The following is a 13,568-nucleotide window of genomic DNA, read 5'->3' on the forward strand; positions in this document are numbered from 1 at the left end:
TCAAACCACGCTACTGCCCGAGAGCCTGGATGACTACGTCGCGGACACCAACCCGGTTCGAGTAGTCGATGTGTTCGTCGATGAACTTGACCTCGGTAGGCTGGGCTTCGACGGTATCGTCCCGGCAGAAACCGGTCGCCCCGCTTACCATCCCAGCGTTCTGCTGAAGCTCTATATCTACGGCTACCTCAATCGCATCCAATCCAGTCGCCGGCTTGAGCGTGAGGCTCAGCGCAACGTCGAATTGATGTGGCTGATCGGACGTCTGACACCGGACTTCAAGACCATCGCCAATTTTCGCAAGGACAACGGCAAGGCCATCCGCGGCGTCTGCCGACAGTTCGTGGTGCTGTGCCAGCAACTCGGTTTGTTCGCCGAAGCGCTGGTGGCCATCGACGGCAGCAAGTTCAAGGCAGTCAACAATCGTGACCGTAACTTCACCAGTGCCAAGCTGAAACGTCGGATGGAGGAGATCGAGTCCAGCATCAGCCGCTACCTCACTGCGCTGGACACTGCAGATCGTCAGGAGCCTGCCGTTGCTCAGGTCAAAGCCGAACGCCTCCGCGACAAGATCGAGACCTTGAAAGCCAAGATGCAGGAGCTCAAGGAAATCGAGGTTCAGCTCAACGAAACACCGGATAAACAGCTCTCGCTGACCGATCCCGACGCCCGTTCAATGAAGACGCGTGGCACGGGAATGGTCGGCTACAACGTGCAGGCAGCAGTCGACGCGACGCACCACCTGATCGTGACCCACGAGGTCACGAACGACGGCGTCGATCGAGACCAACTGAGCTCGATGGCCAAGCAAGCGCGAGCAGCCATGGGTGTCGAGGCACTCTCAGCGGTCGCCGACAGAGGGTATTTCAAAGGCGAAGAAATCCTGGCGTGCCAGGAAGCTGGAATCACTGTTCTCGTACCCAAGACACTGACTTCGGGGGCGACAGCGGCGGCCCGATGACCTCGTTGTACAGCATCGCGGAAGCCGCACTTGCCCAAATCAGCTGAATGACTCGGATCGACACGCCAGAAGCGCACGGGGGCCTCTGGGCGCCGCTAAAAAAATCCAATAACCAGCTATCCATTGCCCACTGCGTTTTTACACGGTCTGGGCCGGAAGCTGCCTGCCGATCAAAAAAAAAAAATGGAGCAGGAGCCCGTCGGGCTCCTGCTTATGACGACCTAAGGCCGAGACGCGCGCAGGCGCTTAGACGCCATCTGAAACACGGCGAGAGTCGTTACGATTACCAGCATCAGCGGCCAAAAGCGCACCGCAAGAATCCCCAACGCAACTACGGCGGCGCTGCCGGCGAAGATGCTAAGCAGCACATACAACAGACCCAGAAATCTCAGCAGGCCCATGGTGGAGCTCCTTTGAGATGGCAATCAGGAAGATTGCTGGGGGCTTGCTTGGATGCGCTGATAGACCTCGTCACGATGCACCGTGATGTGGGGCGGATCTGTACTACCGGGAGGCAGCACGTGCTCGCTTGACGGTAGAGGAGGTATTCGAGGACCTGGATAGGTTGATCCGGGCTCGGGAATACGATCCGGTTTTCCAGCACGAGACAGGCTACATCTGCGCGGTGGAGCAGGGGGAAAACATGGGTTCAGATGAACTGCTGCGTCTGTACCAAACCTGGGCCGATGGCGGTGTAGGCCTGATCCTCAGTGGCAACGTCATGATCGATCGCCGCGCACTGACTGGTCCCGGCGGTGTGGTATTGGAAAACGACCGGCAATTGGAGCGGTTCCGTCAGTGGGCCAGTTCGGGGCGTAGCCGAGGGGCGCAATTCTGGCTGCAGATCAACCATCCCGGCCGGCAGATGCTGGCCAGCATGGGCCAGCCGACCATGGCGCCGTCGGCGGTTGCGCTGGAACTCGGTGCCTTGTCGCGAATGTTCCAGATGCCGCGGGAGATGAGCGAGGCGGATATAGACGATGTCGTGCATCGCTTCACTCGTACTGCAGTGATGGCAGAACAGGCCGGCTTCACCGGTGTGCAGATCCACGCCGCGCACGGCTACCTGCTCAGCCAATTCCTCTCGCCGCTGAGCAACCGCCGCAAGGATCGCTGGGGCGGTTCCCAGGAGAACCGTGCTCGCCTGCTACTGGAGGTGATCCGCTCGGTGCGCGCGCAGGTGTCGCCGCAGTTCTGCGTCGCGGTGAAGCTGAACTCCGCCGACTTCCAGCGTGGCGGGTTCGACGTTCGCGATGCGCGCCAGGTACTGCAGATGCTCAACGAGCTGCCAGTGGACTTGGTGGAGTTGTCCGGTGGCAGCTACGAGGCGCCGGCCATGCAGGGCGACTCGCGGGACGGTCGGACCCTGGCGCGCGAGGCGTACTTCCTGGAGTTCGCCAGGGAAATGGTGTCTTCGGCGCGCATGCCGCTGATGGTCACCGGCGGCATCCACCGGCGCGAGGTGGCGGAGCGGGTGCTTGCTGGCGGCATGGCCATGGCCGGCATGGCTTCGGCGCTGGCGCTGGCGCCGCGGTTGCCGTTGAGCTGGCAGCGCGTCCAGGAGGTCGAGGCGCAGCTGCCGCCGATCCGCTGGAAGCACAAGCTGCTGGCGGCCCGCGCCTACATGGCCAGTATCAAGTACCAGATGCGTGCCATCAGCCTGGGCCGTTCGCCGAAACCCTCGGTATCGCCATTGCTGGCGCTGGTCCTGGAGCGCCTGGACGTCGCCCGACGCACCCGCCAGTACCGCAAGTGGATGGCGCGCGGCTAGATCCAAGCAATCACAACAACAAGGTAGAGAACTGCATGATCAAGAAGACATTGCTGGCGGCCTTGGTCGTCGCCTTGCTTGCCCTGGGCTGGACCTTCACCCCGCAGAAGCTTCCGCTGCCTGCGCAGGCCGGTGCGCTGCTGCCGCCCGTGCCCGCCACCACGGTCGACATTTCGGTGGCGGAGACCGGCACCATGGATTCGAACGCGCTACTGGCCTATCGCGGCGGCGAGATCAAGCAGCTGCCGTTCGGCATGGACTGCTTCGTCATCCGCCATCCCAGGGGGATCATCGTGTTCGAGGGCGGTTTCGGCCGGAACCTGGCCGAGCATATGAAGACCGTGCCCTGGCTGATGCGCACCTTGGCCAAGGTGCATGCGCAGACGCCGCTCGCCGACCAGCTGCAGGCTGCGGGGATCACGCCCGGCCAGCTCCTCGGGCTGTTCATCACCCATAACCACTGGGACCACATCGGCGCCGTCGAGGACCTCAAGGGCGTACCGGTCTTCGTCAACCGTACCGAGCGGGAGTTCATCGCCAACGGCGGCGAGGCGACCGCGCTGATGCGCAGCTTTGAGCCGCTGAACTACCAGGTGTACGACTTCGACGGGCCTGCCTACGCCGGTTTCCCGGCCAGCCACGATGTGTTCGGTGACGGCTCGGTGGTGATAGTGCCGATCGCCGGCCACACGCCGGGTTCGGTGGTGGCCTTCGTGCGCACCGCGCAGCATGACTACGCCCTGATCGGCGACCAGGCCTGGCAGCACGAGGGCGTGGACATCCCGGCGGAACGCCCCTGGCTGTCTCGGCGCATGGTCGACGAGGACCCGGAGACGGTACGCGCCAACCTCGGCAAGCTGCATCAGTTGCAGGCGGCAAATCCGCGCCTGGTGATAGTGCCCTCGCACGATCGCCGCGTGACCTCGACCCTGCCTAGGTTCCTTGCTGTTTCGACGACGTCCGCCGAGGTATCCACGCAGCCTTGATAGGCCCTGCGTCCTTCGACCGCTGGGGGCCTCCTGATCCGTGGTGGCCGGCGTATTTTTCGGAAATCGCAGCACGGGCCCGTGCTGCACTGCCTACTGGAGATGACAGCCCATGAGAATCGGTGAACTGTCGCGCCGCACCGGCCTGACGCCATCGAAGATTCGCTTCTACGAGGCCCAGGGGCTGATCCGCCAGGTCAGGCGTCAGGGCAACGGCTATCGGGACTACCCGGCACAGGCGGTGCAGTTGCTGGAGATCATCACCAGCGCCCAGCAGTCCGGTTTTTCCCTCGGCGAGATCCGCCACCTGCTGCCGACACCCGATTTCGCCAACTGGAACCGCGAGGAGCTGCTCTCGACCCTTCGCCACAAGGTGGCGGAGATCGAGGCGCTGCAACGCAAACTGCGGCAGAACCGGGCACGGTTACTGACGGTGATCCGGCACACGGAGAGCAAGCCTGCCGACCGGCCCTGTTCGGCCAATGCCGAGCAAGTGATGGACACGTTGCGGCGATCCGCCTAGTCAGCGGTTGGCCTCGCTGGCCGGGAAGTTGAGTTTGACGGTCAGACCTGAAGGGATGACCAGGAATACTTGTAGCAACCCCAATTCGGGCACCACGAGCTCGCTGGTCCCCCGTGTTGTCGGCAGCGTGCGCGGATCTCCGGCTAGTTGCTGGTTAGGAAGGCGATGTGGTCGGGCGCTCTGGTGCCTACCAGGTCGTAGGCCGTGCGCTCGCTTACCTTTGTTGCGCCGATTAACAGAGTGCAGGGGGGCGGAAATGATTTATCGGAGTGCGATCGGCAGCCTGTTGACGAAAGGCACGAGGGCTGTGCTACCTGGTTGCTCCCTTATTGGCGCTGCCTGCAACTGATCGGCTGCAGCAGCAAAAGCCGGGCGTGAAAGTGATTCGGCGTGACTCGACAGATACAGAGGGGAATATGCAGAAACCATCCAAGATCGTACTGATCACCGGCGCCAGTTCCGGTCTGGGCGCCGGTATGGCACGGGAGTTCGCCGCTCGTGGCTACAGTCTGGCCCTGTGCGCCCGACGGACCGAGCGGCTGCTCGAACTGGCGGACGAACTGACGAAGACATTCGGCGTGCGAGTCGAGGTCGAGGCGCTGGACGTCAACGACCATCCAGAGGTGTTCCGGGTGTTCCGTCACTTCGCCGAGCGATTCGGCGGTCTCGATCGCATCGTCGTCAATGCTGGCGTGGGGGAGGGCAAGCGCATCGGTACCGGCCATTTCGAGGCCAACAGGCGTACCGCCGAAACCAACTTCATTGCCGCCCTGGCGCAATGCGAGGCTGCCGTCGAGATATTTCGCCGGCAGAATGCGGGCCATCTGGTGCTTATCTCGTCCATGAGTGCCATGCGTGGTCTGCCCAAGCACCTGACAACCTATGCCGCCAGCAAGGCCGCGCTCGCTCATTTGGGCGAGGGGATTCGCGCCGAGCTCCTTGGCACGCCGATCAAGGTGAGCACGCTGTTCCCCGGTTACATCCGCACGGAGCTGAATGCTGGAGCGAGGTCGCTGCCTTTCGCTGTCAGCGAGGAAGTCGATTGCAAGGCGTTGGCAAAGACCATTGAGCGGGCACCGAGCAGTGCTTGCGTGCCTGCCTGGCCGTGGACGGCGATGGCGATCGTTATGAAGGTTCTGCCGCTGTGGTGGGTTGCCAGGATGAACTGAGTCTTATGGGCGTGTTCGAGGTATTTGGACCTGCCCCAAGACCATGGTGATCACGCTACTGAACCCCAAGGCGATCCTGTTCTACATGGCATTTTTGCCGCTGTTCATTGAACCGGTGAGGCACCAGGGCTTGGTGACCTTTGCGTTCATGGCGGTGACTGTGGCGGTGGTGACCTTCCTCTATGGCCTGGCGGCCGTTCTGCTGACCCACAAACTGACCGAGCGCATGCGGGCCAATCCGCGTGCCGCCAATTTGCTGGAGCGTTGGGCTGGAGCTTGCCGGCTGGGATTTGGCATCAAGCTGGCGGCAATGCGCTAGGTGCACGCTAGCGGGCATACCGGCATCTGGTAAACCTGATGCAAGCATCTGTCGGTGAGGGGCCGGTTCGGGTTGGCCGGCCCTTTCGTTTTCCTGGCTGGTTTCGCTGCTGAGAATTCACCGCTGGCCGCTAGCGGTTGATTTCGCGAAGCCCTCGAAACAGCGAAAGGAATCGACTTTGAAGACATGCTGAATATGGCCGCCCGCTACGTTGAACAACGAGCCTATTCCCCGCCGTACCGGCTCGTAATGGCAGATGAATTCTAGGACGCACCCAAGCAAGGGCGCGTCTGTACGAAGCGTTAGTGTGAAGGCCCCGGGTGCTTACCGGCGGCCAAAGAGCTAGCTTCCCGTCGCCTCGTGCTCCTCACTCTGCGGCTCTGCCTTCGGCGCAAGCATCACAGAGTAGTGCCCACCTGGCTCCTGAATTGATACCAGCAAGTCATAGGTCTTGATCATATCCAGCAGGCCAGAGTGCCCATACGTCTTCGGGGAAAACGCCGAGTCCGTCCGCTTCAGGTAACTACCTAACGAGCCCATCGAGACCTTGCCATCACTCGTATTGCTCGCCATCAGCGACACAGCCTCAACGACAAACCTAGGCCGAAGCTTCACGGGAGATTTTGGAGGCTCTGCCTTTTTCGGTGCCGCCGCTGCGACAACCGCATCATTCGAGGCATCCTGCGCTTGCTCCGGGCGGTTCCATTGGGAGAAATGGTCGCTAGCATTGCGCAAGGCAGCCGGCGTTTTCAATTCCCCAACAACGCAAACGACCGCCCCCCTTTCTCTCAGTTTGCGGCACAGGTAAGCGAAGTCGGAGTCGCTCGTAACCAAGCAGAACGTGTCCGCGCGCTCATCAAAGAGTGCCTCCATGGCATCCAGGGCTAGCGCGATGTCTGACGTGTTCTTGCCCGCGGCATACTGATACTGCAAACAAGGCGTGAAAGCCTGCTGAACGAGAGCGTCCTGCCATCGGCTTCCGAGAGTCGCTTGGTTACCATAACCACGTCGCAATACGACGCGGCCATACTGCGCTGCTACGCGCAAAGCGTGCTCCAAGATGTCTGGAGATACGTTGTCGCAATCCACGAGCACCGCGACCCTCGCATCCACATCTCCGTGACCTGAATTCATCCCTGTCTCCTCTTCTTCTAAGGTCGCTAAGCCATCTGACCGTTAGCGCTGACGACCTAGGCACTGAACCACATGAGCGAGCCCCCGGGCAACGTCCGGAGTGCTCATGCCTAGCTCAGAACGGCTCGCGCTCAAGCCGACGACTGGATTGGATGCGATTGAGGTAGCCGTAGATATAGATCTTCAGCAGGACGGCAGGGTGGTACGCAGGGCGGCCAGTTTCGGCGGGAACCACACCACCAAAGCCCAAACGGCCGAGTTCTAGTTCATCGACGAACACATCGACTACTCGAACCGGGTTGGTGTCCGCGACGTAGTCATCCAGGCTCTCGGGCAGTAGCGTGGTTTGACCTCGACATTCGCCCTGGATGAAACGCTTCATGGAGTGCCCCCGCTACGAAAACCACCGGCAGCATAGCAAGGGCGCTGGCCACGTTTTTACACAGCCTGGGCCGATTTCAGCCTGTCTCGACAGGCCGCTTCTGGTTATGTTGACCATTGTTCGTCTGCTAGGGGGGACCCCCTAGTCACAGGCGGCTTGTGGCTGTGGGATCAATTACTATTGCAATGTAGCGGCTCACCCCGCCATTTTCTCCAAGCGGTCTCCCAGCCTTGCTGATGATCTGTAGCCGAGGAGACTACAACTTGGCTACAGGCGTATGGAAGTAGTCGTACTAGGTAGGTTGTGGCTAGCGATGCTGGGATTACGTCATCTGCCTCGCCTACCAGATGTCGCTGCGGTATTGCTGCCAGTTGATCCCGATAGTCCAACGGATCCAGCGAACCGTTGAGGGGCGAAAGCTCTTTCATTTGCGCCCAAAGCCGTGGGCTGATGTTGCCAGCAACGGTCTGTACCTGCGCCACATCCTCCCGCAGGGCTGCCAGCAGCAGCGCCAGCGCTGCACCTCCCGAATACCCCACTAGCTCGAACTCTCGGTTGCCGTAACGCTGCTTCAACTGGTCCAGGGCCTGGCTGAGGCTGGTGACGACCTCCTGGGAAAACCGCCTATTGGTCCAGAGCGAGGGTTCACAGGCCGGTGCGGTGGCGAACTGGCAAGACCGCGCCAGGTAGGCATTTGGCGTCGGATCGTCCACGGCCAGCCGCGCCACCAGCAGATTGTGCGGACTCGGATCCCGGCTGGGCTGTGTTGCTGTGGCCCAGGCATGGCCATCGCCTTCCAAGTAAACGCGCAGGCGAGCTGTTTTCGCTGTGCCCTGCGGTACCAGTATGGCGAGCGGGAACGGTTGCCCCGGCAGGATCTCTAGTTTCCGCCCATGCTCATCAGCCAACTGCTGCAGCGCTTCGCGGGGTGACTGGCAGCCGGCGAGGAGGGCGCTGAGCAGCAGCGCCGGCAGTACTCGAAGAAAACCGACCCACAGAGGTGGGCCGGAAAGGTAGAGGTTCATCAGAAGTCGTAACGGACCTTGGCGGTGAAGGTGTCGGCATTGAAGTCGGTCTTGCCGGTGTAGTCGTAGCTGACACCAACCGTGACCGCACCCAGATGGTAGTCCGCACCGATGCCGGCTTCGTAGCTGTTGCGCACGGCCTTGGCGCCTTGGCTCACGAAGGGCGTGCCACCCAGTACGAAGGTCGAGGTGCTCTGGGCTTCGTCCGCGGCGAAGTCATGGTAGGCCATCAGCTTGGCCTGCGGCTGCAGGCTGCCGTTGCCGACCGGGAAATCACCGGCTACACGCACACCAGCACCGAGTTCCGCCACTTCGTAGCGTTGGCTATCCACCTTGAGCGCTGCCGACGAGCCTTTCTCGTGGTAGCCATCGATATCGACGCGGGCGTAGCGGGCGGCCAGGCGCGGCTCGACCAGGAACTGCTCGTTCAGGTGGTAGGTGTAGCCCCCCACCACATTGGCCCCCAGCACCTGGCTGTCGTAATCGCCCTTGGCCGTAGTGCCGGCGATACGGCGCTTGCTCTCGTTGTCGTTGAAGCCATAGCTCAGGTTTGCGTCGACGAAGTAGTTGCCCTGTTCGAAACCGCTGTACAAGGTCAACGCATTGCCATCCACATCGGTGGTGTTGCCGTTGTCGCTGTTCACGCTGGTATGCAGGAAACTGTAGGCCACGCCCAGGGTCAACTGGTCGGTGAGCTTGCCATCGGCGCCGAGAGCGATGCCGCGGCTGTAGGCGTTGAAGCCGGCCAGGCCGTCACGCAGGTCCTGGTTGGCATCGCTGTACAACGCCTGGGCCCAGATACCGGTGTTCTGCAGCACATCGCCCGAGGATGCACCGCGTAGGCTGCTGGTGCGATTGCCGGTGACGTTGCTCATCAGCGTTTGCCCACTGGTGGCCGCCTGGGTCGCACCACCGTTCACCTCGGGGGCCAACTGCTCCGTCAACTGCTTCAGCGTCACCGGATCCTGCGAGGCATTCACGTAGGCTTGGAACACCGGATCGTTGGGATTGCTCTGCGCCAGCCCGGTCACCACTTGGCTGAAGGCCGCGCCCGCACGTTGGGCGTTGGCCGAGCCACCGATCTGGCCGATCACGTCGCCGACTTCGTCCTGGTCCTTGGTGCTGACCTTGGCCAGGATCTGGTTATCGCCACTGCTGACAGTGTCGACGTTCAGCAGGGCCGAACGGCTGGTTACGCTGACGCCGTCATCTTGCAGGGTGCCGGCCTGGACCAGGGTGTAGGTCGTGCCCTGGGCTTTGAAGTCGCTGCCCTGGGCCGCCAGCTGGATCTGCGAGCCCTTGGCGAATTCCGCCCTGCCGGAGACCGCAACCACGGCCTTGTTCGGATCCGTGGCCGAACTCAGGTTGAGCCCCAGCGACGAGTTGCCGGCCACGTCCAGGTTGCCCTGGATCGTGGTGTGCGGCTGACCGAATTCCAGGTGTGCCGGTGTGCTGCCACTCCCGACATCCAGCCAACCGGCGTCCTTCAGGCGGATGTTCGCACCATCGGTGCTGGCGTCGGTGCCATTGAAGGTCACGTCGCCATTCACGTCGATGTGGGACAGGTCGATCAGGTTGCCAGTGATGCTGCCGGCATTCCACACCAGGTGCACGCCGCCACTGGCCTGGGAGGCATCGATGGCTTCGTCCTTGGAAATCAGGTTGCCGTTGTTCTGGATGACCAGGGTATTGCTGGCATTCGCGCCGTCGATGTCGAAGGCACCGACCTCGATGGCAGCATCGTCAGCCTGAATAGTGCCGGTGTTGAGAACCTGAACCGGCGCGCTGGCAAAGTTCACACCGTCGAGACGCAACGCGGTTGCATCATCGCCGCTGGCCACGATGCTACCGTGGTTCTCGATCCTGCCGAGGTCCACGCGATCCGGACCACCCATGTCGTCGTCATAGGTGGCGAGAACGCCCGTCGATTCGGTACCGCTGACCTGGATCAGGCCGTTGTTGATCAGCTTGCCGCCGATGGTGCCGCCCTTGAGCTGGATGCCGGTGGCCTCGTCGCCATCGGCGAGGATCTTGCCGCTGGCGGCGTTGATCAGGTCGCCCTGCAACACCGACTGGCCGGCGAACTTGAGGCCGCGAATGCCATCGCCCTCGAGCACACCGCCGGTCACCTGCAGGGTGCCTTCATTGACCAGGTTGCCGTGGATGATGGCCGGATCGATCAGCAGGCCAGTGACGCCAGCGCCCTTCACCGTGATGCTGCCCTTGTTCTGCAGGTTGCTGAACACCTCGGTTGGCGCGCCGATGGACGAGGGATTGTCGTCGTCACCCGCGTAGGACAGGTCGACGCCATTGAGGTCATCGCCGGTGGCCTGCACCTGCGCATTGAGCACCAGGTCGTGGTTGAAGGTATCGCTGTAGAAACGAAGAGGCTGGTCGCTGCCCGTGAAGGCCCCGGTCACCTCGGTGCTGTCGGTGTAGGTGTTGCCTTCACTGTCCAGGCCGCTGTTGGTCAGCGTCAAAGCGTGCGCCGCTAGGGGCAGGGCACTGGCGGAAATGGCCAGGGCGAGAAGGGTTTTGCGGTACGTCGGTGTCATGAGTTCAGATCCTTGAGTGTGTATGGCCGTGGTGCTTTGTTCTTTTGGGGTGTGTCTCGATGGGCAGCTCCTGGGTTTTCAAAAAACAAAAGGGTCCCTGCTCCGCCCACGGCCAAGTGATGGCCGTGGGCGGAGTTGGGTATTCCGAGTGGGGTTAGCGGAGGGTGGGACTAGTTGCCGAAGCTGAAGTCGTAATCACCCTCGCTGGTGGAGATCGACGCCTCAATGATCTTCTGGCAGTAGCGCGAGTCGACCTTCAGGACGTCACCGAACGGCACCTGGTAGGGCAGGACTTCATAGGCGTTGGCTTTGCAGTTGCCACGGTTGATGGTCACGCTGTTGATCGTGACGGCGTCTTTCTTGGCGGTGATCTGCAACTGAGGCGATCCCCAATAGGGGTTGTGCCCCAGCTCCACGGTGATGGGTGGTTCCGCGCCGCAGCCGGACAGCGCCACAGCCATAAGCAGTAGGGGGATGTACTTCTTCATTGAACGGATTCCTGTGAAAGAGCTGGTGATTACCAGGCGGAGCGGCAGAGGTTTTTCTTGCTGGTCAGGGGCTGGAGAACCTGGGGAAGGTTCTGGGTCGGAAGCGTCACCGTCTGGCCACCGGCACTGAGCTGCAGGGTGCGGGCCTTGCGCAGCGCGGCCCAGAAACCCAGGAAGCTGGAGCTGCAGGCTTCGCAGTCGGTGTAGAAGGGATTGCTGAAGGTGGTGCCGTCGACGATGACGTCGAAGCCATCTTTTTCGGAGGAGTAGCGCTTGCCGGCGAGGGTGGCGTAGGCGGAGACGGGGCTTTCGTCATCGTCCGGGCAGGTGATGTTCAACTGGTTGCCGTGGCCGTCGTCGACCAAGTGCTCCTCCACGCCCTGGGTGTAGCTGGAGGTCCATTCGGCCGTGCCCGCATGTGCAATACAGGTGGCCATGGCGTTGATGGCAAAGGCAAACAGCAGGGCTAGCGCTCTGATCATTTTCATGACGGAGGTCTCTCGTGAATGAGATTTAGGCCTGATGAGTGTTGGTGCTGATCTCTTCGTAGAACTACGTGCTTTCGTGGCGTGTGCGTCTCGCATACAGCTTCCTTGCGTAATGTCTGATTAGCGAAGGAGGGTTATTGGGTTAATCTGTTTTTGAGATTTATTCTCGAGTGACATGACTATGTGATCATACCACTTTCGAGCTCTTCAAGGATTATCTTCATCTTTAAGCGAAGAGATCCGCGATGGAGCTGAAGGTCGCTTTCGCCTTATGTCTGAAAGAATTGAGGAGTCAGAGGTATCTGGCTCAAGTCGATTTGGGACATCAGGCACACGTCAGCCGCTTGGAGTCAGGCAAGCAAGAGGCGACGCTGACGACGTTCGAGCAGATGGCAGATGCACTAGGCATGTCATCGATTGAGCTCTTTGCCCGCGTCGTCGCCATCCAGTCGGGTCAAGACCCGGTTCAGCTTTTACGAGCTGTTGCGACAGATATGAAAAGAAAGGATTCGAGAAAGGACTGACCGGGTAAGTGGTTTTTCGGCTCCTGTCATGTTGTTTCAATCAGGTGAAATTCCGGTCCTGCGAATGAAGCGTTGAAGCAGCAGTACGGTTAGTCCAAGCGTGATGAGCACTGGCCAGAAACGCAGCATGAGTACCAGCAGCGCAACAGCTACCGCACAGCTGGCCAGCACGCCGATGAACACGAACAGCAAACCAATGAAGCGCACCAGGTTCATGGCGCGATGCTCCTCGTAGGTTGAGTGGTGGGGGATGCCGCGGATGTCACTCCGCGGCGTGTTGGGCCTGAGCTTCGGCACGGGCCTTCAGCAGCGTCGACAGGGTGGGTTTCGGCGTGGTGAGCGGTTCTGCTGCAGGAGCAGTTGAAGGGGGCGATTCAGGAGCAGGCTCCGGGAAGAACTCTTCAGCGATGGCCCCCGTTTCTTCGTCACTGTCCTCGAAAGCGCCATTGGCAAAGCCCAGCCGCGCCGTGGCGTCCAGCGCCACCTGGTCGAAGCCAGAGGCCTGACGTGCTTCATCGAGCTCCCGGGCTTGCAGCAGCGCTTCTTCCATCGACAACCCGCTACGCACCGTGATGTCGACATAGAAGATTGGCGAGCCATGGCTTTGCCGGGTGGACTTGCCACGTAGGCGCAGTTCCAGCGGCAGGCACGCCAGGCGGTTGCCGGAAATCGCCTGCAGGTACTGCAACCGGGCCGCGAGGGTGCGGATGCTGTTGAAGCCGGTGGTACGGAACACGAAGCTCCCTAGCGGATCCTCATCGCCAATGGCGACATTGAGGCGCCCGTAGGGTTTGCACGCGCCGCCCTTGGCCAGTGGGCAGGCATCCGGTGATGGGCACGGCAACGACGCGATACCGTCCTGGCCTCGACGCTTGCAGGTCTCCCCATTGCCGACGCAGACCGGTCGCCCAGTCTGTCGATCGAACAAGCAATACTCCGCGCGAAAGTTCAGCTCCGGTGCGTTGAACAGCAGGCGGATCGGAATGCGCCGAATCTTGCCCTCCTGGGCTTTGCGCAATTCCTCGTTGATGGGATGGGCCACCCAGCCATCGCGTAGTTGCACCTGCGAGGTGATGGTGAATTGATCGTCTTTCTCCGGCAGGCGCTTGCCGTTCTTCTCGACGACCTTGCCGATGGAAATCCTTCCGAGCACCGGCGGGGTAATGGCCAAGCCTTTGAGCATGGTGGTTCTCCAGTAGATGAATAAAAAAGACCACCCCGGCGCAGGGGAGACGCCGAGGTG

At 61.2% G+C, this 13,568-nt stretch carries 13 protein-coding genes and 3 pseudogenes; 7 read left to right on the forward strand and 9 right to left on the reverse strand.

Going from position 1 to position 13,568, the window contains the following annotated elements; all coding sequences use genetic code 11:
- Positions 1-958: pseudogene (locus A6723_RS22810) on the forward strand (IS1182 family transposase); the annotation flags it as partial.
- Between the two features lie 224 nt (positions 959-1,182).
- Here A6723_RS22810 and A6723_RS22815 read toward each other — a convergent pair.
- Entirely contained in the window at positions 1,183-1,362 is a 180-nt protein-coding gene (locus tag A6723_RS22815) for a hypothetical protein (RefSeq protein ID WP_023124066.1), read from the reverse strand.
- Between the two features lie 215 nt (positions 1,363-1,577).
- Here A6723_RS22815 and A6723_RS22820 point away from each other — a divergent pair, with 215 nt between their 5' ends.
- The 5 genes and pseudogenes from A6723_RS22820 to A6723_RS22840 all read left to right on the forward strand — a co-directional run.
- A complete protein-coding gene (locus A6723_RS22820; protein WP_254919829.1) occupies positions 1,578-2,732 on the forward strand; it encodes an NADH:flavin oxidoreductase/NADH oxidase family protein in 1,155 nt (384 codons plus the stop codon).
- A 35-nt stretch (positions 2,733-2,767) separates the two neighbouring features.
- Positions 2,768-3,718 carry an MBL fold metallo-hydrolase gene (locus A6723_RS22825; RefSeq protein ID WP_023124068.1) on the forward strand — a complete coding sequence of 317 codons (951 nt, stop codon included), beginning with the start codon at positions 2,768-2,770 and terminating at the stop codon, positions 3,716-3,718.
- Between the two features lie 112 nt (positions 3,719-3,830).
- On the forward strand, positions 3,831-4,241 hold the full coding sequence (locus tag A6723_RS22830) for a MerR family transcriptional regulator (RefSeq protein ID WP_023124069.1): 411 nt from the start codon (positions 3,831-3,833) through the stop codon (positions 4,239-4,241).
- Positions 4,242-4,657: 416 nt separating this feature from the next.
- Positions 4,658-5,410 carry an SDR family oxidoreductase gene (locus tag A6723_RS22835; RefSeq protein WP_023124070.1) on the forward strand — a complete coding sequence of 251 codons (753 nt, stop codon included), beginning with the start codon at positions 4,658-4,660 and terminating at the stop codon, positions 5,408-5,410.
- Between the two features lie 37 nt (positions 5,411-5,447).
- Positions 5,448-5,729: pseudogene (locus A6723_RS22840) on the forward strand (LysE family transporter); the annotation flags it as partial.
- Between the two features lie 342 nt (positions 5,730-6,071).
- Here A6723_RS22840 and A6723_RS22845 read toward each other — a convergent pair.
- The 6 genes and pseudogenes from A6723_RS22845 to A6723_RS22865 all read right to left on the reverse strand — a co-directional run bounded on the left by A6723_RS22845 (position 6,072) and on the right by A6723_RS22865 (position 11,795).
- A complete protein-coding gene (locus A6723_RS22845) occupies positions 6,072-6,863 on the reverse strand; it encodes an NYN domain-containing protein (protein ID WP_023124072.1) in 792 nt (263 codons plus the stop codon).
- Between the two features lie 124 nt (positions 6,864-6,987).
- A pseudogene (locus tag A6723_RS31450) lies at positions 6,988-7,245 on the reverse strand (transposase); the annotation flags it as partial.
- A 170-nt stretch (positions 7,246-7,415) separates the two neighbouring features.
- Positions 7,416-8,270 carry a hypothetical protein gene (locus A6723_RS22850; protein WP_023124074.1) on the reverse strand — a complete coding sequence of 285 codons (855 nt, stop codon included), beginning with the start codon at positions 8,268-8,270 and terminating at the stop codon, positions 7,416-7,418.
- Positions 8,270-10,825 carry an autotransporter outer membrane beta-barrel domain-containing protein gene (locus A6723_RS22855; RefSeq protein WP_023124075.1) on the reverse strand — a complete coding sequence of 852 codons (2,556 nt, stop codon included), beginning with the start codon at positions 10,823-10,825 and terminating at the stop codon, positions 8,270-8,272. Before A6723_RS22855 ends, A6723_RS22850 begins: the two co-directional genes overlap by 1 nt.
- A 170-nt stretch (positions 10,826-10,995) precedes the next feature.
- Positions 10,996-11,313: a hypothetical protein gene (locus A6723_RS22860; protein WP_023124076.1), complete on the reverse strand. Its 318-nt coding sequence runs from the start codon at positions 11,311-11,313 to the stop codon at positions 10,996-10,998.
- Positions 11,314-11,342: 29 nt separating this feature from the next.
- Positions 11,343-11,795, reverse strand: coding sequence for a hypothetical protein (locus A6723_RS22865; RefSeq protein WP_042170625.1), 453 nt, complete (start codon positions 11,793-11,795; stop codon positions 11,343-11,345).
- A 251-nt stretch (positions 11,796-12,046) separates the two neighbouring features.
- On the opposite strand from A6723_RS22865, the gene A6723_RS22870 reads away from it, so the two are divergent.
- Complete coding sequence (locus tag A6723_RS22870) at positions 12,047-12,325, forward strand: helix-turn-helix domain-containing protein (RefSeq protein ID WP_023910463.1); 279 nt, start codon at positions 12,047-12,049, stop codon at positions 12,323-12,325.
- A 36-nt stretch (positions 12,326-12,361) separates the two neighbouring features.
- Here the strand turns inward: A6723_RS22870 and A6723_RS22875 are convergent, their stop codons facing one another.
- Positions 12,362-12,541, reverse strand: coding sequence for a hypothetical protein (locus A6723_RS22875; RefSeq protein WP_023124078.1), 180 nt, complete (start codon positions 12,539-12,541; stop codon positions 12,362-12,364).
- Positions 12,542-12,587: 46 nt separating this feature from the next.
- Complete coding sequence (locus A6723_RS22880) at positions 12,588-13,508, reverse strand: hypothetical protein (RefSeq protein ID WP_023124079.1); 921 nt, start codon at positions 13,506-13,508, stop codon at positions 12,588-12,590.
- Positions 13,509-13,568: the final 60 nt, after the last annotated feature.

Origin of the sequence: Pseudomonas sp. AU11447 (assembly GCF_001672555.2) — a bacterium.
Lineage (GTDB): Bacteria > Pseudomonadota > Gammaproteobacteria > Pseudomonadales > Pseudomonadaceae > Pseudomonas > Pseudomonas nitroreducens.

Coding starts and splice junctions, on each gene's coding strand:
- A6723_RS22825 (WP_023124068.1), top strand. CDS start 2,768: ATGATCAAGAAGACATTGCTGGCGGCCTTGGTCGTCGCCTTGCTTGCC.
- A6723_RS22860 (WP_023124076.1), bottom strand. CDS start 11,313: ATGAAGAAGTACATCCCCCTACTGCTTATGGCTGTGGCGCTGTCCGGC.
- A6723_RS22835 (WP_023124070.1), top strand. CDS start 4,658: ATGCAGAAACCATCCAAGATCGTACTGATCACCGGCGCCAGTTCCGGT.
- A6723_RS22855 (WP_023124075.1), bottom strand. CDS start 10,825: ATGACACCGACGTACCGCAAAACCCTTCTCGCCCTGGCCATTTCCGCC.
- A6723_RS22875 (WP_023124078.1), bottom strand. CDS start 12,541: ATGAACCTGGTGCGCTTCATTGGTTTGCTGTTCGTGTTCATCGGCGTG.
- A6723_RS22880 (WP_023124079.1), bottom strand. CDS start 13,508: ATGCTCAAAGGCTTGGCCATTACCCCGCCGGTGCTCGGAAGGATTTCC.
- A6723_RS22830 (WP_023124069.1), top strand. CDS start 3,831: ATGAGAATCGGTGAACTGTCGCGCCGCACCGGCCTGACGCCATCGAAG.
- A6723_RS22850 (WP_023124074.1), bottom strand. CDS start 8,270: ATGAACCTCTACCTTTCCGGCCCACCTCTGTGGGTCGGTTTTCTTCGA.
- A6723_RS22865 (WP_042170625.1), bottom strand. CDS start 11,795: ATGATCAGAGCGCTAGCCCTGCTGTTTGCCTTTGCCATCAACGCCATG.
- A6723_RS22845 (WP_023124072.1), bottom strand. CDS start 6,863: ATGAATTCAGGTCACGGAGATGTGGATGCGAGGGTCGCGGTGCTCGTG.
- A6723_RS22870 (WP_023910463.1), top strand. CDS start 12,047: ATGGAGCTGAAGGTCGCTTTCGCCTTATGTCTGAAAGAATTGAGGAGT.
- A6723_RS22815 (WP_023124066.1), bottom strand. CDS start 1,362: ATGGGCCTGCTGAGATTTCTGGGTCTGTTGTATGTGCTGCTTAGCATC.